The 26056-nt window shown below is 65.8% G+C and carries 28 protein-coding genes; 20 read left to right on the top strand and 8 right to left on the bottom strand.

From position 1 onward, the window contains the following. Nucleotides 1-196 precede the first annotated feature (196 nt). The 12 genes from IC762_RS34195 (at nt 197) to IC762_RS34140 (ending at nt 11543) form a co-directional block, all read left to right on the top strand. Entirely contained in the window at nt 197-1867 is a 1671-nt protein-coding gene (locus IC762_RS34195) for a ShlB/FhaC/HecB family hemolysin secretion/activation protein (protein ID WP_246801365.1), read from the top strand. Beyond that, complete coding sequence (locus tag IC762_RS34190; protein ID WP_195786463.1) at nt 1867-3915, top strand: DUF2341 domain-containing protein; 2049 nt, start codon at nt 1867-1869, stop codon at nt 3913-3915. The genes IC762_RS34195 and IC762_RS34190 overlap by 1 nt, the downstream gene beginning before the upstream one ends. A 5-nt stretch (nt 3916-3920) precedes the next feature. Beyond that, the gene (locus IC762_RS34185; protein ID WP_195786462.1) at nt 3921-4325 is read left to right on the top strand and encodes an ExbD/TolR family protein; all 405 of its coding nucleotides are present in this window, start codon (nt 3921-3923) and stop codon (nt 4323-4325) included. 90 nt (nt 4326-4415) lie between these two features. After that, a complete protein-coding gene (locus tag IC762_RS34180; RefSeq protein ID WP_246801364.1) occupies nt 4416-4877 on the top strand; it encodes a hypothetical protein in 462 nt (153 codons plus the stop codon). A 149-nt stretch (nt 4878-5026) separates the two neighbouring features. After that, nucleotides 5027-5698, top strand: a complete 672-nt coding sequence (locus tag IC762_RS34175) for a TonB C-terminal domain-containing protein (RefSeq protein ID WP_195790412.1) — start codon at nt 5027-5029, stop codon at nt 5696-5698. 49 nt (nt 5699-5747) lie between these two features. Beyond that, nucleotides 5748-7613, top strand: a complete 1866-nt coding sequence (locus IC762_RS34170) for a putative porin (RefSeq protein WP_195786461.1) — start codon at nt 5748-5750, stop codon at nt 7611-7613. Between the two features lie 2 nt (nt 7614-7615). Beyond that, the gene (locus IC762_RS34165) at nt 7616-8209 is read left to right on the top strand and encodes a hypothetical protein (RefSeq protein WP_195786460.1); all 594 of its coding nucleotides are present in this window, start codon (nt 7616-7618) and stop codon (nt 8207-8209) included. Further along, nucleotides 8206-9246 carry a peptidylprolyl isomerase gene (locus tag IC762_RS34160; protein WP_195786459.1) on the top strand — a complete coding sequence of 347 codons (1041 nt, stop codon included), beginning with the start codon at nt 8206-8208 and terminating at the stop codon, nt 9244-9246. The genes IC762_RS34165 and IC762_RS34160 overlap by 4 nt, the downstream gene beginning before the upstream one ends. 18 nt (nt 9247-9264) lie before the next feature. Continuing rightward, nucleotides 9265-9798 (top strand): YbjN domain-containing protein, encoded by a 534-nt coding sequence (locus IC762_RS34155; protein WP_195786458.1) that lies wholly within the window; start codon nt 9265-9267, stop codon nt 9796-9798. Between the two features lie 142 nt (nt 9799-9940). Beyond that, nucleotides 9941-10729 carry a lytic transglycosylase domain-containing protein gene (locus IC762_RS34150; protein ID WP_433995932.1) on the top strand — a complete coding sequence of 263 codons (789 nt, stop codon included), beginning with the start codon at nt 9941-9943 and terminating at the stop codon, nt 10727-10729. A gap of 77 nt (nt 10730-10806) precedes the next feature. Beyond that, entirely contained in the window at nt 10807-11244 is a 438-nt protein-coding gene (locus tag IC762_RS35535) for a hypothetical protein (RefSeq protein ID WP_246801363.1), read from the top strand. Nucleotides 11245-11366: 122 nt separating this feature from the next. Next, the gene (locus tag IC762_RS34140; protein ID WP_246801362.1) at nt 11367-11543 is read left to right on the top strand and encodes a hypothetical protein; all 177 of its coding nucleotides are present in this window, start codon (nt 11367-11369) and stop codon (nt 11541-11543) included. A 136-nt stretch (nt 11544-11679) separates the two neighbouring features. On the opposite strand, the gene IC762_RS34135 is transcribed toward IC762_RS34140, so the two are convergent. The 6 genes from IC762_RS34135 to IC762_RS34110 all read right to left on the bottom strand — a co-directional run bounded on the left by IC762_RS34135 (nt 11680) and on the right by IC762_RS34110 (nt 15948). Then, nucleotides 11680-12732, bottom strand: coding sequence for an AraC family transcriptional regulator (locus tag IC762_RS34135; RefSeq protein ID WP_195786456.1), 1053 nt, complete (start codon nt 12730-12732; stop codon nt 11680-11682). A 115-nt stretch (nt 12733-12847) separates the two neighbouring features. After that, nucleotides 12848-14089, bottom strand: a complete 1242-nt coding sequence (locus tag IC762_RS34130) for an MFS transporter (protein ID WP_195786455.1) — start codon at nt 14087-14089, stop codon at nt 12848-12850. Beyond that, the gene (locus IC762_RS34125) at nt 14086-14415 is read right to left on the bottom strand and encodes a hypothetical protein (RefSeq protein ID WP_195786454.1); all 330 of its coding nucleotides are present in this window, start codon (nt 14413-14415) and stop codon (nt 14086-14088) included. The genes IC762_RS34130 and IC762_RS34125 overlap by 4 nt, the downstream gene beginning before the upstream one ends. Then, on the bottom strand, nt 14402-14977 hold the full coding sequence (locus tag IC762_RS34120; protein ID WP_195786453.1) for an isochorismatase family protein: 576 nt from the start codon (nt 14975-14977) through the stop codon (nt 14402-14404). The genes IC762_RS34125 and IC762_RS34120 overlap by 14 nt, the downstream gene beginning before the upstream one ends. Nucleotides 14978-15020: 43 nt before the next feature. Next, nucleotides 15021-15473 carry a MarR family winged helix-turn-helix transcriptional regulator gene (locus tag IC762_RS34115; protein WP_195786452.1) on the bottom strand — a complete coding sequence of 151 codons (453 nt, stop codon included), beginning with the start codon at nt 15471-15473 and terminating at the stop codon, nt 15021-15023. A 163-nt stretch (nt 15474-15636) separates the two neighbouring features. Beyond that, nucleotides 15637-15948 carry a hypothetical protein gene (locus IC762_RS34110; protein WP_246801361.1) on the bottom strand — a complete coding sequence of 104 codons (312 nt, stop codon included), beginning with the start codon at nt 15946-15948 and terminating at the stop codon, nt 15637-15639. 230 nt (nt 15949-16178) lie between these two features. Here IC762_RS34110 and IC762_RS34105 point away from each other — a divergent pair, with 230 nt between their 5' ends. The 8 genes from IC762_RS34105 (at nt 16179) to IC762_RS34070 (ending at nt 22390) form a co-directional block, all read left to right on the top strand. Continuing rightward, nucleotides 16179-17249: a sensor histidine kinase gene (locus tag IC762_RS34105; protein WP_195786450.1), complete on the top strand. Its 1071-nt coding sequence runs from the start codon at nt 16179-16181 to the stop codon at nt 17247-17249. Nucleotides 17250-17299: 50 nt separating this feature from the next. Next, on the top strand, nt 17300-17956 hold the full coding sequence (locus IC762_RS34100) for a response regulator transcription factor (protein ID WP_195786449.1): 657 nt from the start codon (nt 17300-17302) through the stop codon (nt 17954-17956). Nucleotides 17957-18115: 159 nt separating this feature from the next. Continuing rightward, nucleotides 18116-18481, top strand: coding sequence for a hypothetical protein (locus IC762_RS34095; RefSeq protein ID WP_195786448.1), 366 nt, complete (start codon nt 18116-18118; stop codon nt 18479-18481). Between the two features lies 1 nt (nt 18482). Further along, nucleotides 18483-20234: an OmpA family protein gene (locus IC762_RS34090; protein ID WP_195786447.1), complete on the top strand. Its 1752-nt coding sequence runs from the start codon at nt 18483-18485 to the stop codon at nt 20232-20234. Continuing rightward, nucleotides 20234-20734, top strand: coding sequence for a Rab family GTPase (locus tag IC762_RS34085; RefSeq protein ID WP_195786446.1), 501 nt, complete (start codon nt 20234-20236; stop codon nt 20732-20734). Before IC762_RS34090 ends, IC762_RS34085 begins: the two co-directional genes overlap by 1 nt. Before the next feature lie 368 nt (nt 20735-21102). Then, nucleotides 21103-21513 carry a DUF3597 domain-containing protein gene (locus tag IC762_RS34080; RefSeq protein WP_195786445.1) on the top strand — a complete coding sequence of 137 codons (411 nt, stop codon included), beginning with the start codon at nt 21103-21105 and terminating at the stop codon, nt 21511-21513. Nucleotides 21514-21586: 73 nt separating this feature from the next. Continuing rightward, the gene (locus IC762_RS34075; protein ID WP_195786444.1) at nt 21587-21799 is read left to right on the top strand and encodes a hypothetical protein; all 213 of its coding nucleotides are present in this window, start codon (nt 21587-21589) and stop codon (nt 21797-21799) included. A 405-nt stretch (nt 21800-22204) separates the two neighbouring features. After that, entirely contained in the window at nt 22205-22390 is a 186-nt protein-coding gene (locus IC762_RS34070) for a hypothetical protein (protein ID WP_195786443.1), read from the top strand. Nucleotides 22391-22399: 9 nt separating this feature from the next. Here the strand turns inward: IC762_RS34070 and IC762_RS34065 are convergent, their stop codons facing one another. Beyond that, entirely contained in the window at nt 22400-24988 is a 2589-nt protein-coding gene (locus IC762_RS34065) for an IPT/TIG domain-containing protein (protein WP_246801360.1), read from the bottom strand. 259 nt (nt 24989-25247) lie between these two features. Continuing rightward, complete coding sequence (locus IC762_RS34060; protein WP_195790408.1) at nt 25248-26006, bottom strand: class I SAM-dependent methyltransferase; 759 nt, start codon at nt 26004-26006, stop codon at nt 25248-25250. Between the last annotated feature and the right edge of the window lie 50 nt (nt 26007-26056).

Raw genomic sequence — 26056 nt, 5'->3', positions numbered from 1 at the left:
TTGCGGGTTTGCCGTCGCCCAACCGTCTTCTCAACGAGGTGTCGTTGTCCCGGCCGTACTGCCGCGACGACGCGCGCCTGCGTGGAGCGAGCAAAACTTGGTGCGTAGTCGAAGAAACCAGTGGGATTTGCGTTGTCGCGTGCGGTGCCGGGGCGGATTGCGCGCCTCTGCGGCGGCGATCACCGTGGTTGGTGCGGTGGCGATCGTTGTTCCGGCGCACGCGGCAAAGGAGCCGGCCGCGGCAAAGGGAACGGCCGCCGCAGCGCCAGCGGCGGATGCCGGCAAGCCGGCTGCGGATGGCAAGCCGGCCGCGCAGGCACCAAAGCCGGCGGCACCGCTGCAGAAATTCGACATCGACGATTTCGCCGTGCAGGGCGCCGACACGCTGCCGCAGGTCGAGGTTGAGGAAGCGATCTATCCTTTCCTCGGCCCGAACAAGACCGCCGACGATGTTGAGAAGGCGCGGGCCGCGCTGGAAAAGGCTTATCACGACAAGGGTTTTCAGACCGTCAGCGTCGCCATCCCGCAGCAGAACGTGCAGAGCGGTCTGGTGACCCTCAAGGTGACGGAGCTGAAGGTCGGACGTTTGCGGGTCAAGAACTCGCGCTATTTCGATCTCGACAAGATCAAGAAGCACGCACCTTCTCTGAAAGAGGGGACCGTCCCCAATTTCGGCGACGTCACCAAGGATATCGTGTCGCTCAACCAGTGGCCGGATCGCCGGGTGACGCCCGCACTGCGCGCCGGCGTGACGCCCGGCACCGTCGACGTCGATCTCACGGTCGAGGACAAGGCGCCGATCCATGGCAGCCTCGAGATCAATAACCGGCAATCGCCGTCCACGACGCCGCTCCGCGTCTCCGCCACCGTGCATTATGACGACCTGTGGCAGCTCGGCCATTCGCTGAGCGTCACCTATCAGGTCGCGCCGCAGCGCACGAGCGATGCCGAAGTGTTCTCTGCTTCATACCTGGCGCGGACGGATTTCGACTGGCTCAACTTCCTCACCTACGGCGTGAAGTCGAGCAGCGACGTCGCGACCGTCGGCGGCACCAACGTGATCGGTCCCGGCGAGATCATCGGCGAGCGTGCGGTGATGACGCTGCCGACCCGCGAAGGTCTGTTCCACACGCTGTCGGCCGGCATCGACTACAAGCATTTCGATCAGACGGTGAACCTCGGCACCGACGGCTTCTCGTCGCCGGTCACTTATTATCCCGTCGTCGCGACTTACGGTGCGACGTTCCAGAACGAAAAGTTCACGACCCAGTTCAACGCCGGGATCACCTACAACATCCGGCCGCTGAGCAGCCCGCTGGATGAGTTCGACGCCAAGCGCACCCACGCCTCGCCGAGCTTCACCCACTTCAATGCCGACGTCTCGCATACCCAGGAGCTGCCGGAAGGCTTCCAGCTCTACGGCAAGGTGCAGGGCCAGATTTCCGACGGCCCGCTGGTGTCGAGCGAGCAGTTCAGCCTCGGCGGTCTCGACACCGTGCGCGGCTATCTCGAATCCGAGGTGCTCGGCGACAACGGCGTGGTCGGCAACTTCGAAATCCGCAGTCCCGATGTCGGCAGCAAGCTGCAGGCCCAGCTCAAGGACGAGACCGGCGAAGGCAAGCCGCGCTACGTCACCCTCAATGAGTGGCGCTTCTTCACCTTCGTGGATGGCGGCTACGCCGCAATCCACGACCCGCTGCCCGATCAGCAGGCGTCATTCGTCGAGTGGAGCTACGGCGTCGGGACGAAATTCAAGGCGTTCGAATATCTCAACGGCATGGTCGCCTATTCGGTGCCGATGGTGACGCAGGCATACACGCACGCAAACAGCCCGCGCGTGAATTTCCGGTTTTGGGGTGAATTCTGATGGGGACGAGTTTGAATTTCGAGCAGCGCATGCGCCGCGCGGCGCTGCGGCGAAACATCGCGAATGTCACGACGGGGCTGCTGCTCGGCTTCGTCGCCCTGCTGACGTCGCTCTCGCCGGCAAAGGCCTGGTGGAACGATGATTGGCAGATGCGCAAGAAGATCACCATCGACGTCAGCGCCTCCGGCGCCAACATCACCGATCCGATCGGCGGCGCTCCGACGCTGGTGCGGCTGCATGTCGGCAACTTCCGCTTCAGCGTGGCAAAGGACGACGGCAGCGATCTGCGGTTCGTGGCCGGCGACGACAAGACGCCGCTGAAGCATCACATCGAGAAGTTCGATTCCCTGCTCGGCGAGGCCCTGGTCTGGGTCTCGGTGCCGAATCTGGCGCCCGGCGCCCGAACGGATATCTGGCTCTATTACGGCAACAAGAAAGCGATCGCGACCAGCGATCCCAAGGGGACCTACGATCCGGATACCCAGCTGGTCTACCATTTCAATGAGCGCGGCACGCCTGCGATCGACTCCTCGGTGTGGGCCAACAACGCCCAGAGCGTCGGCCAGCCGGCGGACGGCGCGCTGATCGGCTCCGGGCTGCGGCTCGATGGCCGCACGCCGCTGACCTTGCCCGCCTCGACGTCGCTGGCCTGGCCCGATCACGCCACGCTGACCTGGTCGGCCTGGATCAAGCCGGCGGCGTTGCAGCCGAACACCGCGCTGTTCAGCCGGCGTGACGGCGCCAACGCGCTGGTGATCGGCCTCGACAACGGCATTCCCTTCGTCGAAGTCGCCAACGCGGGCAGCACGCAGCGCACGGGCGTCGGCGCGCCGATCGCGGCCGGCAGCTGGCATCATGTCGCGGTTGTCGCGGCGCCCGACCAGATCACCCTCTATCTCGACGGCGTGTCCTACGCCACGCTCGGCGCATCCGTGCCGGCGCTCAATTCCGTTGGCCTGATCGGGGGGGATTCGTCGACCTCCAGCGCTTCTCCGATCGCGCCTGCGACGGCACCGTCCGCAGCCGCGCCATCAGCGCCCCCTGATGCGCCTGCTGCGGACGGTGGTGCTGCTCCGGCGGCAACGCCGGCACCCGACGCTGCGGCAACGCCCGCGCCGGCGCCTGCCGCAGGAATGGCCGGCTTTGCCGGCGACATCGACGAGCTCCAGATCAGCAAGGTCGCGCGTCCCGCCGGTCTGATCAAGGTGATGGCGATCGGGCAGGGCCCCGACCAGGCCAAGCTGATGTCGTTCAGCGTCGACGAGGAGACCGCGAGCTGGCTGTCCGGCTATTTCGTGGTGATCCTGAAATCGGTGACGCTCGACGGCTGGGTCGTGATCGGCATCCTGCTGATTATGGCGGCGATCAGCTGGGTGGTGATGATCGACAAAGCCTCGTATCTCAACAAGCAGTCGCGGGCCAACAACCAGTTCATGAGGGGGTTCCGCGAGATCGCCGCCGATCTGACCATGCTCGATCGCGGTGATGCCGACGATGTCTCGACGCTCGGCGGACGCCTCACCCAGGCCGACGCCAAGATGATGCGCTCCTCCTCGCTCTACCGCATCTATCACATCGGCGCGGCCGAAATCCGCCATCGCTTCTCGGGCAATAACGGGCAGCGCGCGCCGGTGCTGTCGGCGACCTCGATCGCGGCGATCCGGGCGTCGCTCGATAGCGGCGTCGTCAAGGAGATGCAGCGGCTCAACCGCCTGATGGTGGTGCTGACCATCGCGATCTCCGGCGGACCGTTCCTCGGCCTGCTCGGCACCGTGGTCGGCGTCATGATCACGTTCGCGGCGATCGCGGCGAGCGGCGACGTCAACGTCAACGCGATCGCGCCCGGTATCGCCGCCGCGCTGGTGGCGACCGTTGCCGGCCTCGGCGTCGCGATCCCGGCGCTGTTCGGCTACAACTATCTGATCTCGCGCATCAAGGACCTGACCAGCGACATCCAGGTGTTCGTCGACGAGTTCGTGACCAAGATGGCGGAGTTCTACTCCGCCGACCGTCCGGACCCGGTCGAACACCGCATCGCGGCGGAGTGACGGCGATGCAGGTCCAGAGCGATGCCAAGCCGTATGACGACATCAACATCACCCCGATGTTGGACCTCGCCTATGTGCTGCTGGTGATCTTCATCATCATGACCACGGCGACCGTGCAGGGGCAGAAGGTCAACCTGCCCAAGGCCTCGGCGGCGCCGAGCCTGGCGACGCAGACCACCAAGGCGATCACGGTTGCCAATGACGGCAAGATCTTCCTCGACACCGTTCCGGTCACCCTCGCCGAGCTCGAGCAGCGCCTGGTGCAGCAGAAGGCGCTGACGCCGGAATTTCCGGTGGTGCTGCGCGGCGATGCGCAGGTGCAGTACCAGAGCGTGATGGACGTGTTCGATCTGCTCAGCCGCATCGGCCTGACCCAGGTCGGCCTTGCGACCAAGCCGCTCGTGAAGTGAGCCAGCCCGAGAGGCGCCGCCATGATCACGCAACCAGCACCCTTTCCCTTCCCGCAGCGCAGGACGCTGCGGTCGTGGTTGAGCGGCGTGATGAAATCGTTTGATCAGAGCGTCGGCGTCGTCGCTGAGGGATGCGCCGAGGCTGCGCAACAGCCGGCGCTGATCCAGACCGGCGAGCTTCGCGTGATCCCGGCTCAGCCCGGTGCGAGCGGGCAGCCGCGCGCCGAGGTGCTGCCGTTTCCTCTCCATGGCGAGGCGCTGCTGGTCAAGCTGGCGGACGCGCTGCGCCGCCGCGTCGCGGGCCGGCAGCCCGACCACAATCCGCTGTGCCTGACGATCTTGCGAACCCCGCGGGTGCGGCTCTCGATCGATGGCTCGGCCTATGTGGATTATTTGAGCGAGCTTTCGGTCTATCAGGCGGCGATCGACGCGACGCCCGACACCAAGGTGATCCTGAAGACCACGGATTTCGACGCACTGGCCAGTTTCGTCGTGCAGTATGTCGACGACCGGCTGATCGAGCGGAGCTCTTCGAAGGAGACCGCGCCATGAACGTGCCGGTGCGGGACCAGAACACGCAGTCCGCGCACGCGGTCGAATCCGCTGGGGATCGCGAGATCGACGCTGCGCCCGCGGCTGGCGCGCCGCCGCGTCCGGCCGGCAGGAAGACGATCGCCGACTCCAGGGACCGCCGCTTTCCGATGCTGCGCTATGGTTCGGTGGCGGTGCTGGCCGCGCTGTTCATCTCCGGCGTCGTCTATTTCTTCATCGGCCATGACGATCTGCCGCCGCCGGTTCAGCGGCGCGATCTCACCATCGTCAATGTGACCCTGCCGCCGCCTCCACCGCCGCCGCCACCTCCACCGCAGGCGCCCGAGCAGAAGATGATCGATCAGCCCAAGATGGCTGACCCCGAGATCAAGGAAGAGAAGCCGGTCGAGAAGCCGAAGGACGCGCCGGCCAAGGAAGCCAAGAACGAAGATCCGCCCGGTCCGCTGTCGCTCGATGCCAAGCCGACGGGGCCCGGCGATTTGTTCAACCTCGGCGGCAAGCCCGGCGGCAACCCCTATGGCGGGGGCGGCGGCGGGGGCAGTCGCTGGGGCTGGTACGCCACCATCGTGACGTCGCAGATCGAGGCGGCGCTCCGCGCCAATCCGAAGACGCGCAACATGACGACGCAGGTCCAGGTGCGGCTGTGGGCCGACAGTTCCGGCCGCATCAGCCGGGTGGTGATGACGCCGTCGACCGGCGATGCCGAGATCGACGCGGCGATCCGCAACGACGTGCTCGGCCACCTGACGCTGCGCGAGCCGCCGCCAAAGGACATGCCGATGCCGGTGGTCACGCGCGTCACGGCGCGGCGGCCGACCTGACGAGACGCAAATGTCAATTTTCAATGTGCGAGTGAGAACTGGGGGACTGATGTTTAGGATCAAAGCTGACGCAGAGTGGCGCGCGTTGCCGCTTGCGATGTCGCTGAGCGCGCTCGCATGCATCACGCCCGCTCTGGCCCAGAGCGCGACGGACCAGGCGCCTGCTCCCGCGGCGAAGCGATCCGACGGCAAGGTCTTGAGCACGAAGCCGACGTCGCCGAACGCGACGATCAACCTGGTCAATCTGCTGGTCCAGCAGGGCATCCTCAAGGAGGAGCAGGCCAAGGCGCTGATCAAGCAGGCCGAGGACGAGGCCTACATTTCCCGTCAGGCCGCCAAGGACGCTTCCAGCAAGGCGGACGAAGCCGCCAAGGCCGCGACGGCGGCGAGCGCCGCGGCGCAGCCGCCGGGAACCAAGCACGTCACCTACGTTCCGGAAGTCGTCAAACGACAGTTACGTGAAGAGATTAAGCAGGAGGTGATGGCCAAGGCGGAAAAGGAAAACTGGGCGTCGCCCGGCAAGTATCCGGAATGGGCGCAGCGCATCCATTTCTACGGCGATGCGCGCGTGCGCTATCAGGGCAACTATTTCCCGGCCGGCAACGACCAGCTCAACCCGATCAATTTCAACGCGATCAATACCGGGTCGCCGTATGACATATCGCACGGAAACCAAACCTATGCGCCAACCTACAACACCACGCAGGACCGCAATCAGTTCCGGTTCCGTGGCCGGCTCGGCATGGATGCGGATCTGCTCTACGGGTTCACAGCCGGCCTGCGCATAGCAACTGGTGACAACAACTCACCAGTATCCACCAACGAGACGCTCGGCGGTGGCGGTGGCAATTTCTCGAAATCCGCGCTGTGGCTCGATCGCGGCTACATCAACTGGCAGGGTTGGAGTGGTGATCTGAGCCTCTCGGCGGGGCGCTTTGACAATCCGTTCTGGTCGCCGACCGATCTGGTTTGGTACCGTGAGCTTGGCTTCGATGGCTTCGCCGTCCAGGCAAAGCATGAGGTCTACGAAGGCTTCACGCCCTTCGCGGTGGCCGGCGCATTCCCGATCTACAATACCGATTTCAACAGCGGCATTAATCTGGTGGACCCGGTCACCGGCGCTCCGACCAAGTTTCCGAGCCGCGACAAGTGGCTGTTTGGAGGTCAGGTCGGCTTCAACGCACGCATCAACCCGGAATACGCCTTCCGGTTCGGCGTCGCATATTATGACTTCGACAACGTGCAGGGCCAGTTCTCGAGCCCTTGCATCGTCGAGAGCTCATCTGATGTTTGCGATACCGACTTGACCCGACCGACCTTCGCGCAAAGGGGAAATACCTACTTCCCGCTGCGTAACATCATTCCCGATCTGGTCGGAGTCGCCGGGGGCAACCAGGGTGGCACGATCAATCAGTTTCAATATTTCGGGCTGGTCGGCCAATACCGTCCCTTGGTCGTCAGCGGGCAGCTTGATCTCGGACATTTCCATCCGGCCCACATCGTGCTCGACGGCGAATATATCTACAACACGGCCTTCAGCCGCTCCCTGATGACGACGTTGGCTGTCAACAATCTCGGGCCGAGTCCGGATGGTGGGACCACGCCCGGGACGTACAACGGCGGCAATCAGGGCTGGATCGGCCGCGTCACGGTGGGCGACAAGGAGATCAAGCATCTCTGGGATTGGAATGTGCACGCCGGCTACAAATATCTGGAGTCGGATGCCACTCTCGATGCCTTCGTCGATCCCGACTTTGGCCTCGGCGGCACCAACCTCAAGGGCTACTTCCTCGGCGGCAATGTCGGCCTCGGCGAGAATGTCTGGGCCGCGCTGCGTTGGATGAGCGCCAACGGCATCGCCGGCAGCCCCTATGCCGTCGACGTCCTGCAAGTCGACCTCAACGCCAGGTTCTGAACATGCGCATCATTGCTTTCCTGGTGATGGCGGTGGTCGGAGTCCTGAGCTCCGGCACTGCATTCGCCCAGTCCGAATCCGACCGGCTGCGCGACGCCTTGCGCAGCACGACGGCGCAGATGCGTGCGCTGGAAGATCAGCGGACCGCGCTGCAGGCCAAGGTCGCTGATGCCGAGCGCAAGGAGGCCGCGGCGAAGAAGGAGGTCGAGGACGTCAAGGCGCAGCTGAAGAAAGAGCAGAAGGAACACAGCGACGCGGTCGAGGAGTTCAATCAGCGGCTCACCGAGCGGGAGGAGACGCTGGAGAAATGGAAGACGGCCTATGAGGACGCCGCGAACGTCGCCCGCAGCAAGGACGCCGAGCGCGCCAAGTTCGAGAGTGAGGCCACGACCTACAAGGCCAGCACCAAGAGCTGCGTCGCCAAGAACACTCAGTTGGTCAAGGCCGGCAAGGACATGGTGAAGCGTTACAGGGACGTGACCATCGGCGAAATCCTGGTCGCGCACGAGCCGGCATTTGGGCTGCGCCGGGTCGAGATCCAGAACCAGCTGCAGGACGACCAGGACAGGTTCCTCGATCAGAAGGTAAACCCATGAGCAATCTCCACATCGTGAAATCGCTTCGATCGATCGGGCTGGTTGCCGCCGTCACGGTTCTCGTTGCGCCTTTCGACGCGCCGGCGCAATCCGCGGCACCGGCGCCGCGGATGGCGCAAGCCGCCAAGCCAAAATCGCAGCCGCAGCCCGCGGCGGCCCAGGCTGCCGCCACTCCCGCGCCGGCGACTGCCCCGGCTCCGGCGCCTGCCAAGGCGAATGAGGAGATCATCGGGCGCGTCGGCGATGCCAACATCTCGGCGGATGATCTGCGCAGCTATGTCGCGGCGCTTGGCGCGCGCGAGCAGGCGGCGCTGGCCAAGGATCCGGCCGCGCTCAGCCAGGCGGTCCGCCTGCTGCTCGCCAACCGCCTGGTGCTGCAGGAGTTGCAGGCCAAGAAGTGGGATCAGCAACCTGCGATCACCGCTCAGCTCGCGCGGGCGCGGGAGGCCGCGCTGGTCGAGCTCTATCTGCAATCGGTCTCGACGCCGCCGGCCAGCTTCCCGAGCGACGATGATTTGCAGAAGGTCTACGACGCCTATCGCGCTTCCTTCCTGGTGCCGCGCCAATTCCAGCTCGCGCAGATCTTCATTGCCGCGCCGAAGGAGGGCGACAAGGCTGCCGAGGACAAGGCCAGGCAGCAGCTCGACGACGTCCAGCGCAAGTTGAAAGCGCCGGGTGCGGACTTCACCGCGGTCGCGGGCGGCGACGGCAACGCCGCCAAGGATGGCGGCGACCTCGGCTGGGTTCCGGAAACCCAGCTCCGTCCTGAGATCCGCAGCCAGGTGATGGGCCTCGCCAAGAACACCGTGTCCGAGCCGATCAAGCTCGACGACGGCTGGCACATCGTCAAGCTGATCGATACCCGGGCGTCCTACACCCGCACCCTGCCGGAGGTGCGCGACCAGTTGGTGCAGCAGATCCGCGCCGAACGTTCGCAGATGATGCGGCGGGCCTATCTCGCCGAGCTGCTCAAGCAGCATCCGCCGGTCCTCAACGAGCTTGCGCTGTCGAGCCTGCTCGACGCCCCCAAGAAATAGAACAGTGCGGAGATCACGATGACCGAGACCATCACCACCCTCACCATCGAAGCGTTGCGCGACAGCTTTCAGAATGTCGGCTATCGCGTCGAGACGCTGACCGATCCGGTCGCCAACACGACCTATCTGCGTTCGGCGACGGCGGGGTTGGGCTTCGAGATCCGGCCGGGCAACCGCCTGGTCGGCGACGAGCAGGGGTTTGTCGACGTCACGCTGGTGACCACGTTGCAGGTGCAGGGCGAATTGCCGCTCGACCTCGTCAACCGCTGGAATGCGACGCGGCGGTTCGGGCGGCTGCAGCTCAGCCCGCCGTTCCTGGCGTTCTGCCTCGATGTCTCCGTCGCGGGCGGCGTCGCGCCGAACTATCTGCGCGCCCAGATCGAAATCTGGGACCGCCTGGTCCAGGAGCTGATCGCCTATCTGCGCGAGGAATTGCCCAAGCTCGCCGCGAGGAGCGGCGCGGTGGCCGCGGCCCCGCAGCCGAATGCGGCCGTGCAGCAGCCGGCGAATGACCGCAGCACCGAGCAGGGGGCAACTCCCACGATCCAATAGCCGCGCCGGCGTGCCCGGCGTTCGAACAGGACCCGCGACGAGAATGACGGACCATGCCTTCACCATGAAGGAGCGTTGCTTCGGGCGCGCGCAGGCGCTGCTCTGCGCGGCTAGCCGTGGGGAGACGTATGTGGCCGCTGGGCTGGTCGTCGCCGTGGCGCTTTGCCTTGCGCGACCGGCTGCGGCTGCGCCGGAGGCCGATGCAACGGCGAAGCCGGCCGAAGCGGCGGTCACATCCACCGAGCCGGCAAAGGACGCAGCCAAAGATCCTCCCGCCAAGAGCGACGACGGGCCTCCGTCCAGGGATCAAAAGGACCAGTCCAAAAATCAACTCAAGCTTCCGTTCACCAGCCGAACCGATGCCGTGCCCGACGCGCGCTCGCATTATCGCGCGTTGATCGAGAAGGAGGCGGCCGGAACGGGCCTCGCGCCGGAGATCGCCGAGGCGGTGATGGGCGTGGAGAGCGGCTACAACGCGAGTGTGATCGGCGGCGTCGGCGAGATCGGGCTGATGCAGCTGCTGCCGTCGACCGCGCGCATGCTCGGTTTCACCGGGTCGCTTGCCGAACTCGCGATCCCTGAAAACAACGTTCACTACGGGGTGATGTATCTGGCCCAGGCGTGGCGTCTCGCGGGAGGCGACCTCTGCACCGCCGTCATGAAGTATCGCGCCGGCCATGGCGAAATCCGCTTCTCCTATTTGTCCGTCAACTATTGCGTGGCGGTGCGCGCCCGATTGGCTGCCCGCGGCTTCCGGGTGACCGGAACGGTTCCGGTCGCGACCTTCGGCGAGCCGATGCGTAGCGGTGGTGTTGGTGGCGGAGGGTGCGGCCGCAAATGCGTCGGCGTCGCGCGCATTGGACGCGTCGATCTCGTCGCGCTCAACACGCGGCTGAATGCGCTCGTTGTTCAGGTCCGCGCGGGAAAGTAACGCATCAGCCGCATTGATCGCGATGTATCGGCTTCCTACGTCGGAAGCAGGCCAGGGTTCTGCAAGGAGCAGCACCGATGAAGTCAGTCACCGCAGCGATTGCCGTTTTCATAGTGGCGGCCGTGCCCGCGCATGCGCAGCAGCCGCCACAGCAACAGCAGCATACGGCCCTGCCCGAAATCATCGTCGGCGCGCCCCCGCCTTCGGTCAACCTCAATCGCGCTCCCGGCAACGCCGGCTCGGCGGGTCACGGTCCGGCTGCAGGAGCCACCGGGCCGGAGCACTGCGATGCGGCGGGCGGCGGTCAGTCGCTCAATTGCATCAACGCGCGGCTCAGGAAGCAGGTCGATCAGGTCAATCCGCCCGTCACCAACACGCCGCCGATCGACGCGAAATCGCAGGATCTCAAGGTGGGCGTCGTCAACGTGCCGGCGGTGCAGCAGCAATATGGCCGCAACTTCGGGGTCTCGGCCTTCCCCTATCGGCCGCCGACGGCCGTCTACACTCACCGATGACCATTCAATCCGAACTCATGGCGTTTTAGCGGATGTTGCCGGCGTCGCCGTCACATTTTCATCCATGGGATGTGGGAAGATGGGCGAAGCAACCGCTTACTGATTCCATGCGCAAATCAGACTTGACCTGTCCAAAATGTCAGGCCGGCTATCGCCGGATCGAATTGACGTCGATGGGTGGCGTCGCCGGCGAGTTTCGATGCCTGATCTGCGACCAAGTGCTCGAGCTGATGGACGGCTCGACCGAAGTCGCCTTCCGCTTGACCGTGCAGCCGAACAAGACCTCATACGTCTTCTAGACTAGAGCGTTTTCGAGCGAAGTGGATACCGGTTCGCGTGAAGAAAACGCGTCAAAACAAAAAGCTAGAGCTTCGGTTCTGATTCAATCAGAACCGAAAATGCTCTAGAATGTGTCCAGCCATGCGATGACCGCGACTATTCTCCGCGGATGTCGCTCGGTGCCTTGTTGGTCCAGCGGTGGAACGCGCGGCGGAAATTGGCCGCATCGCTGAAGCCGAGCGCAAGGGCGATGTCTTCGTTGGCGAGCGTCGTGTGGCGGAGATATTTCAGCGCGATCTGGGTGCGCAGCTCGTCGTGCAGCCCGCGAAACGAAAAGCCCTGCTGACGGAGCTGTCGCCGCAGCGAGCGGTCATTGACACCGAGCAGCTTTGCGATGGCCTCGAAGGTCGGCGGGTTTGCGATGTCGCGGAGCAGGACCGCGCGGATCTTTCCGGCAACGCCGACCCGCAGCTTCAGGTCGTCGAGCAGGTCGTCGCACAGGGCGACGATGGTCGGATAGGTCGTCCTGTTGCCGAGATCGGCAGTCCGATCCAGCCATTGCGCCTCGAAAACGATCTGGTTGATCTTCCGATCGTATCGCACCGGGCATCGCACATGATCCGGCGCAATGCCGAAGTCGGCTGCTTGCGGATAGGCCAGCCGGATCTCGGAGGGCGCAAACGCCGGCCCCATGATGTCGCGCATCAGCGAGATGTGGATGCCGATCTGCATCTCGGTGACGAACCGGTAGAGCGCGGCATCGCCCGTGGCGTGCAGGTTGGGCTCGATGGTCCATCTTCCCGACGTCTTGTCTTCCCCGAAGTCGATCGTCGCCAGCGGTGCCGCGAGCGCGTGGTAGCGCATCGCGAATTCCATCGCCTTGCGGAAGTCGGGACAGCACAGCAGCGCATAGCCGTACATGCCGTAGGTCGAGATGTGGATCGAGGTGCCGATCTGATAGGGCAGATGACGGTCGGCCGATAGCCGCAGCGCGTTGCGGCACACGGTCATCAGCTGTGCCAGCGAGATTCGCGTCTGCGGCGAATGCACATCCACAAGCGCGATGTTGGCGTCGCGCAGGATGGCGTCGGTCGCAATACCCTGACTAGCCAGCATGTCGAGCACCGCGCCGAGCTTGGTCGTCTCATAGACCTGGTCGCTGACGCCGACGGACAGAGTCTCGTTGCGGGAGCCGAGGGGCCTCTTCAATCGCGTGCCTGGTTGCAAAGTGAACGAGCCTTTCCTTCGGTCCAGACGCAAGCCGAAGCGGATTTCCGCTTGCCAAGGTCCTGGAACATAGCCGGTTCGCGGCAAGCCGTCTCGCTTACTCCGCCGCGTGCGGCAGGGTGGAATGCTTGTCCGCGTCGAGCTTGCCGCGCCACAGCACGCCGACTGCCACCAGCGCCGCCGCAAAGCCCGCAGCGGCCGCAACGCCGAGCGCCCAGCGCGGGCCGAGGTGATCTGCGACCCAGCCGACGATCGGTGCGCCGATCGGCGTGCCGCCGAGGGCGACGCCGAGCCGCAGCGCCATCACGCGTCCGCGCATCACGGGCTCGGTCGAGAGCTGCATCATCGCATTCGAGGTGTTCATGATGGTCAGCGCGGCGATGCCGATCACGATCAGCGCCGCACCGAACAGCCAGTAGCTCGGCGCCAGCGCGGCCAGCGTGCAGCCGAGGCCGAAGATTGCGGCTCCAAGCATCAGCGCGCCAAACCGCGGGCGCTCGCGGCTCGCAGCCAGCAGCGCGCCGGACATCGTCCCGATCGCCATCATCGACGACAACAGGCCGAAGCCACGCGCATCGGTATGGAAGACGCCGACGGCCATGGTCGAGATGAAGATCGGGAAGTTCAGCCCGAAGGTCCCGATCAGGAACAGCATCACCAGCGTCGCCCTGAGATCGGCGCGGGACCAGACGTAGCGAAAGCCTTCCGTGATGCCGCCCTTGGCGCGGTGGGCGCGTGCATTCGGCCGCAACTCGGATTTGCGCAGGAAGGACAGCGAGGTCAGCACCGCCATGAACGACACCCCGTTGAACAGGAACGCCCAGCCGGTGCCGACGGAGGTGATGACGAGGCCGGCCACCGCAGGGCCGATCATGCGGGCGGCGTTGAACGAGGTCGAGTTCAGCGCGATCGCGTTCGACAGATCCGCATCGCCGACCAGCTCGGCCACGAAGGTCTGGCGGACGGGAGCATCGAGTGCGGCGCTGCAGCCGAACAGGAAGGCGAACACATAGACGTGCCAGAGCTGCACCAGCCCGGTGACGGTGAGGATGCCCAGGATCAACGACAGCGTGCCCATCGCAGCCTGCGTTGCCATCAAGAGCCTACGCTGGTTGAAGCGGTCGGCGGCCAAGCCGCTCCACGGCATCAAGAGAAGTTGCGGCCCGAATTGCAGCGCCATCACGATGCCGACCGCGGATGCGCTGTGATTGGTGAGCTGGGTCAGCACCAGCCAGTCCTGCGCGGCGCGCTGCATCCAGGTCCCGATGTTCGACACCAGCGCACCGGCCGCCCAGACCCGGTAGTTGAAGCTGCGCAGCGATCGGAACACTCGTCTCATGATTGCCCGGGTTCGTTGCCGCCGTGAAACCGGCCGAAATGCCGCGCCAGCAACAGGCCGATCAGCAGTCCGCCGAGGAACAGCGCGGCGACGTGGCTCGTCGTCCGCAAGCCGAACTCGCCGACGCGGCAGACCAGCAGATATCCGACGAACAGGTTGAAGAAGCCCCACACGATGTTGACGGTCGATGTCGACAGGCCTTCGCCGCGCGGTTTTGCGAACGGGCTCTGAAACGGTTCGCCCATCATGCCGGCGACGACATGGGGAATGGCGTTGGTGAGGAAGGCGCCGCCGAAGAAATAGGCGACGAGGTCAAGCCAGTTCATGCGTATGCGTCCTGTCGAGGAGATCGATGATCTCTTGGGTCGAGCCGGTTTCGCCGAGCCGCGGGAACACGTTTGCGATGCTGTTGTCGTGGGTGTCCGGCCGCATGTCGGTCATGGCATCGGTGGCGAGCGTGACGTTGAAGCCGGCTTCATAGGCCTGCCGCGCGGTTGATTCGACGCCGGTGCCGGTCGCGACGCCGGTGATGACGACTTGCGTAACGCCATGCGCTTTCAGCCGGCTCTCGAGATCGGTGCTGGCAAAGGCACCCCATGTCCGCTTGGTCACGACGATGTCGGAGGGCTGCCGGTCGAGCTCAGGCACCAGGTCGGTCCATCCATCGGGAAATGGCCCACCGGGGCGCGGCCGTTCCGTACGTCCCGGCGCGCCGCTATCGACATTGACCAGTACGACGGGCAGGCGGTGGCGTCGAAACGCCGCGGCGAGGGCGGACGAGCGCGTTACAATATCTGCGATCGGGTGCAGCAGCGGATAGCCGACAATCCCGTTTTGCAGGTCGACAATGATCAGCGCCGTGATCGGGTCGAGCGTCGTGAGAGCCATGATCGTTTCCTTCTGCCACTCGGCGGTCGCGCGATGGCGGCCGTTAATCGTCGGTGAGCCGCTTCAACAGCCTGACGGCAGCGGCGAGTTCGTCCTGCTCCTGCGGCGACAGCCGCGCCGCGATGGTGCGTGACAGAAAATCCTGCTTTGCCGCGCGGCCGGCGCGGATCCGCTCACGGCAGGCGTCGGTCAGCGACATGATGGTCTGCCGTCCGTCGTCCGGATCGGGCGCGCCGCTGACGAGGCCCGCGGCCTCGAGCGCTGATATCGCCGAGCTCATCGACTGCGGACGCATCGCTTCGGAGCGCGCCAGGCTCGACACCGTCGCGGGACCGTCCTTCTCGAGACGCAGCAGCACCGACGTCTGCGAGGGCGTCAGGTCATTCTGACCGCCCTGCTCACGCAGCCGGCGCCGCAGCTTCCCGATCAGCAAACGAAGGTCTTCCGCCAGCGCCGAGACGCGCGCGGATGCCGGACGGCCCGATGAATTGTTCATGCCGCTCGAATAGCAGATATGAAGACAAACTGTAAAGCTTATCTTCGCAGTTAGACTGCGGAACTAACGCGATCGTGATCCGCGGGCTTTCAACCGCAAGACGACAACCCGTCGGGTGAATGGAACAGCAGATACGGGCTGCGGGAGGTGGCGCGCAGCTAGGCTATTCACCGGCTGCAGCGGCCGGCGGGCCTGCATAGCTATCTCGCGCGCGCTTGGTCACGGTGGCGTAGCGTGCCGTCGCGCTGAGGCTCATCAGGCCGGCGCGCACCAGTCCGAGCACGGCGCGCCGCGAATGAAACGGCCCGGTCTTGCTCGCGGCATATCCGCGCGGATAGAGCTGCAGCCGGCCGTCGAGCGCGGCCTGCAGTGCCAGCTTCTGCGTCGCGCTCAGGCGACGCCGCCGCACGGGCTTCGCCGCCTCCGCCAACATGCGCAGCTCGATGCGCGACGATTTCCGTGGCGCGGCCTTCATGGTCAGCTCGCATTCTGGTCGACCGGACGCAGCCCGGCGGGCTTCGCCATGGGCGTCGGCATGTGGCACAGCATGGCTTGCGCTTCCGCTCATCAGGCATCAGTAACCGTATTTCTGCTGGCGGCGGCATCTGACGAAAGTCAGGATCGGTGATGACGAAAGTCATATTCGTTTGCGGGCGCAGGTGGCTTACGCCAGAGTGGGACGCTCGCTGAGCTTTTGGGCAACGCATGATCGATCTGAGTGCGGATTTGCTTCCGGCGGCAGAAGCCGATGTCATCGGCCTCGCCATCATCGGCGCCGACCGCGGAATGGTGCGGAAGATCGGCCGCCTGGTCGAGTGGCTTCCGGCTGTCGGCGCCGATTGCTGCGACTGCATGCTGCTGGTCGGCATGGAAGCCGAGCTTGCGGCGCTTGCCGAGGGACGGCGCGATACCATCGCACTGGCCGGCGTGCGCGGCACCTCGGTCGGGATGGACCAGCCGCTGACCGCCGTGATTCTGTGGAATGGCGCGCAGTCGCACTATTTCGTGATCGCGATGCCGGATTTCGCCGCGCGTCAGGTCGAGACGCTGCTCGGCAGCGAGCGCCGCGCGCGGCGCCTGATGGAGCAGCAGCTCGAGGCGGCGAGCGCCGAGGTGCGCTTCGCCTCGCTGGCGCGCACCCGGCTTCGCCTGGCGCGCGACCTGCACGATACGCTGGTGCACTCGATCGTTGCGCTGCTGACCCAGATCCGGTTGATCCGGCATTTTCTGTCGGTCGATCCCGCGCGCGTCGCGGATGGCCTTGCCACCGCGGAAGACGCCGCGGCGAGCGGCCTGGCCCGCGCCCGCGAGGCAATTGCCCGGTTGCGGGTGCCCGACGAGCTGAAGCTCGATCCCGATGTCGAAGGGTTGCTGAGCGACTTTGCCGCCCGCAGCGGCGTCAGGGTCTCGATCCAGATCGACGAGGCGGCGCGCGGCGGATTGCGCGATTGCGGCCTGACGGTTCAACGCATCCTCAGCGAGGCGCTGCGCAACGTCCAGGCGCATGCCGAGGCGCGCCGCGTGTCGTTTTACGCGTTCGAGCAAGCGGCCCCAGTCGGCCGAAGGCTTGTCGTGGAGATCCGCGACGACGGCCACGGCTTCGATCCCGTCGTCCCGACGCCCGGACATTTCGGATTGATCGGAATGGCTGAATTTGCTGAACTCGTCGGTGGAAGCTGCGCAGTGGAGAGCGCGCCGGGGCAGGGCACGCTGGTCCGGATCTCGCTGCCCGTGGCGGTGCCGCCGGCGGCCTCGTCTGGCGCGCTGGCCGATTGAGCCGGCGGGCGCGTGATCAGGGACGATGTTGAGAGGATGACGGAACGCCCGTGAGCAAGGTCGATAAAGTACGGGTACTGCTCGCCGAGGATCAGGCCCTGATCAGGGAAGGCATCGCCACGCTGCTGGCCCAGCAGAACGACGATTTCGAAATCCTTCCAGGCGCGGCCGATGGCGAGCAGGCCATCGAGTTTGCACGGCGCTACCGGCCCGACATCATCCTGATGGATCTGCAGATGCCGCGGGTCGACGGCATCGCGGCGACCCAGCGTATCCTGCGCGAGCTGCCGCAGACCCACATCGTCGTGCTGACCACGTTCGAGACCAACGACCTGATCTTCGAGGCGGTCAGCGCGGGCGCCAAGGCGTATCTTCTGAAAGATGCCAGGATCGACGAGATCGCAGCGACGATCCGCGCCGTGATGAACGGCCAGTCCGGCCTGTCGCCGAGCGTCGCCGCGCGCATCCTCGACGAGTTCAAGCGGCTGCGCGGCCCGCGGGTCTCGGCCAAGCTGCCGGTGCGCGACGGCCTGACCGCGCGGGAGAACGAAATCCTCACGCTGATCGTCGCTGGCATGAGCAATACCGAGATCGGCGAGCGGCTGCATTTGGCCGAAGGAACCGTGAAGAACTATGTCAGCACCATCCTGGAAAAATGCCAGGTCAAGAACCGTACAGAACTGGCAATAAAGGCAATAACTTACTAGGAATAATTGCCCGCGAGCGTGCGCCGACGGTTGAATCCGCACGCGATTGATCGTGTTGCTCTGGGCCGCGCCCGCAAAATTGGCTATAGGATTGTTCCGGATCGGTTTTTGAGATCGCGTGCCGGGATTGCGGAAGCTTTGAGTGAGCAGGGGACGACCATGAAGGGTATCGAGCGCCAGACCAAGGACGCGGATGGGCTCGCGAGCGCTCCGGCGGCGGGCAATGGTGCCGACACGGCGGCGCACGGCGCGGCGACGATCGATCAGGTTCGCGACCTCCTGTTCGGTGGAGCGCAACGCTCGCTGGAGACCAATCTCGCCGGGCTGCGCGACGAGATGCAGGCCTCGCTCAAGCAGATGCAGGCGGATTTCACCAACGAGCTGACCACCCTGCAGGCGCGACTCTCCGATCTCGAACGCGACACCGAGCAGAAGCGGCTCGATTCGTTGAAGGACATCGGGTCGGCCATCACCCAGCTCGGCGCGGCGATCAGCGGATTGGGATCGGGCCGCACGGGCAGATAGCATGGCAGCCGCTGCCGGCCAGAACCGCGAGATCGAGCAGCTCAAGGTATTGCTGTTTCAGCCGGAGGCGACGCGTCTGACGTCGCTGGAGTCCGATCTCGCGTCGCTTCAGCAATATGTCGGCTCCGCCGATCGCCTGGAATCGGCGACCGCCGACATCCTGATCGAAGCGCTCGAGCGCGCCGAGGTCAGCCGTCCCCGCGAGCTCGCCAACGCGATCGCGCCCACCGTGGTCGCTGCGATCAGGAGCGAGATCAAGAATTCACGCGAGCTGATGGTCGAGGCGCTCTATCCGATCGTCGGCCGGCTGGTCAGCGCCGCGGTGGCGAACTCCTTCAGGGAAGTCATCGCCACGCTCGAGCAGCGCATCAACGCTCTCACGTCGACCCAGCTCTGGGTCGGCCGCGTCAAGTCGCTGGCCACCGGACGGCCGATCAGCGAGTTCGTGCTGGCGGACAATCCGCCGCGGGTCAACCGCCTCCTGATCATCGAGCGCGGCAACGGCCGCCTGGTCGCGGACTGGAAGCGCGACGAAACGCCCGATGAGCGCGCCGACCTGCTGAGCGCGATGGTCGCCGCGATCCTGGAGTTTTCGGTGCAGGCGCTGGCCGGCGAAGGCAATCTGCAGACGCTCGATTTCGGCGGACGCGAGATCGCGCTGCGCGCCTCGCCGCGCTACATCCTGGCGGCGCAGTGCCTCGGCCCGCTGCGTCCTGCCGACAACGCCAGGATCAACGCGCTGTTCTTCGATGCGATCGAGCGCATCGACCGCGGCGCGACCTGCGATGCCAAGATGCTGGCGTCGCTGGCGACGTCGATCGAAACCGACGACACGCCGCGCAAGGCAAAGAGCGGCCGCGGCAAGGTCATCCTGTTCACTTTGCTCGCGGCGATCGCCGGCGTGCTGGTCTGGTTCGGCGCAGCGGCCGTGAGCCGCGGGCTGCTCGAGCGACGCACCCATGCCGTGCTGGAGCAGCTGACGGCCAAGGAGCCGTTGCTGAAATCATTCCCGCTGCGGCTCGATTTCGATCATCACGATCACAGCGTCGCGGTCGCCGGCGTCGAGCCGAGCCAGGTCGCCATCGCACCGCTGGTCGATGCGCTCGCGTCCGCTGCCGCGCCGTATCGAATCGTCGACCGGATCGGCCGCGTGCCCGGACCGGAGCAGGTCGCGGCCTCGCAGGCCGGTATCGCGGATCTGCAGCAGGGCATGGCGCGGCTGCAGGCGAGCCTCGACCAGATCCGCGATGCGACGGCTGCGCAAGCGAAGGCGGCCGCCGCGCAGAATACCGGGCTCGCCGCGCAATATGACAAGCTTGGCGAGCAGGTCGGAAAGCTCGGCGAGCAATCCGCAACGCTCGCGGCGATCGCCGACGGCCCGGCTGCGCGGCTCGATCGTTATGTCGCCGCAACGGCGGTGTTCTTCGTCAACAAGTCCGATGAATTCCTCGACAAGGATCAGGCCGAGCAGCAACTCCGCGAACTCGCCGGCTTGCTGGCCAACAATGATTTGCGGGTGCGCATTGTCGGCTATGCCGACCAGAGCGGCACCGAGGGCGCCAACAAGACGCTCGCGCGCAAGCGGGCGGAGCAGGTGATGCGCTCCCTGACTGCGTTCGGGATCGAGCCGACGCGGCTGATCCTGGTGTCGCGGGCGGCGACCATGCCGATCACCGACCAGCTCGACGCAGCCGGTGGCGGTAACCGCCGGGTGTCGTTCGAGACCGTCTACCGATCGGAAGTGTCGCGCTGATGCTGACCGCGAAAGTCATGCTGCTCGGCGATATGGGGGTCGGCAAGACGTCGATCCTGTATCGGCTGGTCTATGACCGCTTCGAGGGCCAGTACAAATCGACCCTCGGCGTCGAGATTCTGAGCCATGATGTCGCGCCGGCCGATGGCGGCGAGCCGATGCGCCTCGTGCTGTGGGACACCGACGGCGATTTCGGCACCCAGATCTTCGACACCGTCTATGTCACCGGCGCCTCCGCCGCCATCATCGTCGCGGACGTGACGCGGCCGCAGACGGTGACGCGCATGGTCGAGCTGGTGCGCGGCTTCGAGGCGCGCTTTCCGGGCCGGCCCTACAAGGCGCTGTTGAACAAGATCGATCTTCCCGAAGCCGCCGGCAGCGCCGGCGCGATCGGCGAACTGGCGAAGTCGAGCGTCAGGCCGGTGAGCGCAAAGACCGGCACAGGCATCGTGGAAAGCTTTGCGGAGCTCGCCCAGACCATTCGCCGGCGGCAGCTGTAAATCGAATTCTCATCCCGTCATTGCGAGCGTAGCGAAGCAATCCACGTCTCAACTCGGGGATCGATGGATTGCTAGACTAGGCTTCGCTCGCAATGACGGAGACGTTGTGCCTGTGTCAGCCGCCCCGACTTTCTCGGGGCTGGCGAATCGGGCCGGGGCGGCTGACTTCACCGCACGTGGAGCGCGCGATGAATGGCTTTCGTCGCGTGGCCGGCGTGAATGGCGCACGCGTCAAGCACCGATTGCACCACGCTGCCCGACGGCTCGATAGTGACGAAGGTCATCTTCCGCCCGCCTGATCGCCTGCCTATCGTTTGCCTCGTCGCGGGATCCAACCGCGCGACGTCAGGCGCACGGAGTGAAGGATCATGAGCATTTTTGGAAGCATCATGGGTGCAATCTTCGGCCACGGCTCGGCCCAGGCCAAGACCCCTCCGACCGCAACGGCCGCCGCGCCAAATGCCGCGCCGGGCGGGTCGCCTGCGGCAACGCCGACCGCTTCGCCGGCGGCCGCGCCGCAAACCGTCGACGTCGCGGCCATTGTCGACAAGGCGGCGGCTGCGACCGGCGAGCGGCTGGCCTGGCGGACCTCGATCGTCGACCTGATGAAGGCGCTCGGCCTCGACTCCAGCCTTGCTGCGCGCAAGGAGCTCGCCAAGGAGCTGCACTACACCGGCGACGCCAACGACAGCGCCACCATGAATGTCTGGCTGCACAAGCAGGTGATGGCCAAGCTCGCCGCCAATGGTGGCAAGCTGCCGGACGACATCAAGACCTGACCCGCATCAAAGCGACGTGAGGCACCACGCCAAGGCGCGGCGCCTCACGCCATCAGCACATCGGAGGCAGGACATGGCAAAGGCACGCAAGGGTCTCGACGGCCGTCATCGCGACAACAGCGGCCGGATCGAACGCAAACATGGCAACACAAAAGTCGCCGCGTTGCGCAAGAAGTATGGCGAGCATTTCGCCGAAGGCCGCCGCAAGGACATGATGCTCAAGACCCTGCTCAAGGAGACGGGCTCGAGCTCGCTGCACGATTATCTCAGGCATCACCACAGATAAAGACGCCGGCAGAACCCGAGGCGAGGGAATGTGCTGCGCGCCGTTGCGACCGCGCGCGTCACCCAGGCTTGTATTGCGTGAGGAACAGGTGCCATGGCTCCACGTCATCCGGCCGGCAACGTCAGGCCTCTCACCCTCGGTGTCATGCGTTCGGTGATCCCAGCGAGATTGGCGATGGCCGCGTTTGCGCTCGGCGTCTGCGCCGTCCTCGCATATGCGGACGGCGCGGATGGCGGGCATCGACCGCCGGACGCCAATATTCAGCGCACCACGCAGGATCTTCCGCCGGCGAGGGTCATCCTGCCGGCGCCGTGGGAGCAGGCCTCACCTGTCGCGCCGCCCGCCGGCGCACCGGAAAGATCGACAGATCGCAGATAGTCAGCTGGCGTTGCAGGAGCGATTGCGATGACGGACAAGGTCAAGCTGCCGCGAAAACTCTCTCAAGAGCCCGGCGCGTCTCCGCCGCAGCGGCCGAGCCACGAGCGGATTATCGAGGAGCTCGATCGCTGGGCCAACAGCCCCGGTCTGCAGCCGCCGACCGACGACACGACCAAGCACGATCGCGAGCGCGACGCGCGATCGTTTGCGTGACGCCGTTGGTCAGTTGAACGGCACGCGGGCCTTCGCCGTCAGCCGCCAGATCCGTATGTCGCCGCCGATCCCGCCATATTCGCCGCCGATGCCGAGCATCGCGCCGCCGGCGAGCCTTGCGTTGAGGCCGCCGATCAGGCGGGCCGACCAGCCGTCGAGCAGCGGCGTCGAGGCGAGCGCGCCGATCGCGGCCGCGTCATCCCTGTTGAAGTAATAGTCGCCATAGATCCCGGCATAGGGAGCCAGCGCGGCATTGTCGCGCCACGCCAGCGGATAGCTCAGCTTGACGCCGCCCGAGGCGCGGCCGGTGGTGAAATCGCGCGCCGTCTGCAGCGTGCCGAGCGTGTCGACATAGGCGTTCTCGTGCTCCCACAGCGCATAGACGCGCGCCGACGGCTCGATCAGCAGCTGCTGCATCCTGTAGGTCCCGGTCAGCCCGGTCGCGAACAACCAGCGGTTGCCGTTGAAATTGCCCTGCGCGGCGCCGGCAATGCCGTTGTAGCCGATCCCGGAATAGGCCACGGCAGCATCGTAGCGCAGCGTCGGCGTGATCTTCCAGCCGAGATAGGGGCCGACGGTCCAGCCGTCACCGGTGAGCTTTCCGCTGATGTTCTGTTCGGTGTAGTTGAAATTCTCGTAGCCCGCGATGGCACCGACCAGGACGTTCGGCGCCATCTTGTAGGTCAGTCCCATCAGCGCATTGACCTGGCCGCCGGAGAGTGACGATTGCGCGGTGCCGGTGCCAGGCGCGGTCGAGCCGGACCAGCGGTCGATGATGCTGCCGCGGACGTCGATCCAGAACAGCCAGTTGCTGGCCTCGCGATAGGTTTTCGGCGGCGCCTTGGCCGGCATCTGCCGGTCGATCGCGGCGAAGGCATTGTCGATGCGCGGATTGCTGCCGGCGCGGCCGCCGGCACGCGATGTGTTGTTCGATGCGTAGGCGCTGCGGTCGCTCGCGTCGCCCTGCGCGGCCTGGCCGGCGGGATCGGCGGCGAAATTGAAGCGCATGCCGGTGCCGCTTGTCGAGGCGAAGCTGCCGCCGTCGTCGCTGAAGCCTTCGGAGATCGCGCTGTCGATCGCGCCCGAGATCGCCTGGCCCGACTCCTGCGCCACCAGCTTGGTGATGTTGAGCTGCAACGCGCGCAGCTTGACGCTGTCGCCGGGCACGCTGACGCTCTGCGGCAATGCCGGCGACGTGCTGGCCCCAAACGCGCCATTGCCGGAATAGCTGGCCGTGATGGGATGGCTGCCGACGGCGAGCGACGACGTCGCGAAGCTTGCGGTGCCCGCGGCCAATGTCGCGCTTCCGATCGGCGTGCCGTTGTCGCTGAATGTGACCGTGCCCGTCGGCGTGCCGCCGGCCGAGGTGACCGTCGCGGTGAACGTCACGGACTGGCCGGAACTGGACGGGTTCTGCGACGAGGCCAGCGTGGTCTGGGTGGTCTGCGCGGATGATGAAGCGTAGCCGAAGCGGTCTGCCGCCGAAATCGCCGAGGTGCCGGCCGGTGTGGTCACCGTGATATCCACCGTGCCGGTGCCCGCGGGCGAGGTCGCGGTGATCGACGTCGCAGAGTTCACCGTGAAGCCTGTCGCATTGCTCGCGCCGAATTTCACCGCGGTCGCCCCGGTGAAATTGGTGCCGGTGACCGTCACCGAGGTCCCGCCCGCGGCGGGGCCGGATGCCGGCGACACCGCGGTCACCGTCGGCCCGTTGGTATAGTTGAACTGGTCCGCCGCCGACGTCGGCGAGGTGCCGATCGGGGTCGTCACCGTCACGTCGACGGTCCCGGTGCCGGCCGGCGAGGTTGCCGTGATCGACGTATCCGAGTTGACGGTGAAGCCTGTCGCACCGGTCGCGCCGAACATGATTGATGTGGCGCCGGAGAATCCCTTGCCGGTGATGGTCACCGATGTGCCGCCCGTGGAAGGTCCCGTGCCTGGCGAGACCGAGGTCACGGCCGGCGGCCCGGTATAGGTGAACTGGTCGGCGGCCGACGTCGCCGATGTCCCTCCCGGACCTGTCACGGTGACGTCGACGGTGCCGGCTCCGGGCGGTGACGTCGCCGTGATCCGGCTTGCCGTATTGACGGTGAATGTCGCGCTCGTCCCGCCGAACATCACCGCGGTGGCGCCGGTGAAATTGCTGCCGGTGATGGTGACGGTCGTGCCGCCGCCGACCGGGCCCGCCGTCGGCGAGATCGAAGTGACCGTCGGCGGCGAGAGATAGGTGAACCGGTCGACCGGCGATATGCTCGACGTCCCGCTCGGATTGGTCACCGTGATATCGACCGTGCCGGCGCCTGCAGGTGCGACGGCGGTCATCTGCTCGTTCCCGATCACGGTGAAGCTCGTTGCGGGAGTGCCACCGAAGTTGACGGCCGTTGCGGTGCTGAAGCCGCCGCCCGCGATGGTCACCGTCGTGCCCGCAGGTCCCGAGTTGGGCGCGACCGACGCCACGGCCGGCGCCTGCGCGCTCGCCGCGGCAACCGGGCCGAACAGCGCTGCGATGATCAGGCCGAGGCTACAGAGCGCACGGCGCGCGATCGCGCGCGCGGCGGCAAAACGGAAACCAGTCCGTGCGAGAAATCCGGCGATCAACAAAGTAAACTCCCGTTGCGCCGGCCTGCCGCAGCAGGCCGACAGCACATTTCGAAATAAAACTGTTGTAATACGCGGCCGGGCGGCGGCGCCCGCGGAATCTCGGGCCAAGCTTGCTTTTGTGACAATCCGTTGCCAGGCCGCTACGTGATTGCACGCTTTGAGAAATTCGGCGGCATGCGGCGGGCTGCGATCAGGCGGCCCCGCGATCGATCTTTCTCATTCTGCGCACGCAGTGACGCGGATTCACGCCCGGACGCTAGCGCGGCCGCCGCGCCGTTGCGATCAGCGCGGTGGAGGGAATCGGAAGGATGTCGCCGATCCGTCCGCGCGCGACCTGCGCCATGAACGCGCGGGTGACTGCGGCGCGCTGCTCCGCGTCAAGCACGCTCCAATGCCCGCTGAATTCAAACAGCCGGCTGGCACCGTCATCGGCGACATTGAGTCTGAAATCGTGCGTGACTTCTGTGATCGCAGGCTCCGCAAAGCCGGCGATGGTAACGGCTGCGGCAAGCCGCTCGGGATCGGCGAGCGCGGCGAGCCCGGTCCACGGCAGCGGGCTGACGAGATCGGGATAGAGTGTCCGGATGATCTGTGACAGCAAGAGATGCACCGCGGCGCCGTCGGCGCTCTTCCAGACCGCGATCGCGGTCGATCCGCCGGGCCGCGTCACCCGCGCCATCTCGCGCAACCCGGCGCGCCAGTCCGCAAACAGCATCACGCCGAACACCGACAGCGTCGCATCGAACGCGGCATCCGGCAGATCGAGCGCCTGGCCGTCCATCTGGCGCGCCGCGATGTTCGGCACGCCGTGAGCACGCACCCGCTGCACCATGCCGGCGGAGAAATCGATCGCGGTGACGTCGGCGCCGGTGCGGGCGGCGGCGAGCGCTGCTGCGCCCGTGCCGGTCGCGACATCAAGCACCTTCGATGACGGACCGATCCGAAGCGTCGCCAGCGCGGCTTCGGCGAAATGCGTCGTGAATGGCTGCGACTGCGCCTCGTAGGTCGCAACCATCCTGTCCCAATGTGCGGGATCGTTGAAGAGCTGGGGCGCGTGCCCAGGAC

It is taken from the genome of Bradyrhizobium genosp. L (assembly GCF_015624485.1).
In the GTDB taxonomy this organism is placed as follows: domain Bacteria; phylum Pseudomonadota; class Alphaproteobacteria; order Rhizobiales; family Xanthobacteraceae; genus Bradyrhizobium.
The sequence above is the reverse complement of the archived record's forward strand: the minus strand, read 5'-3'. Positions and strand labels throughout refer to the sequence as shown.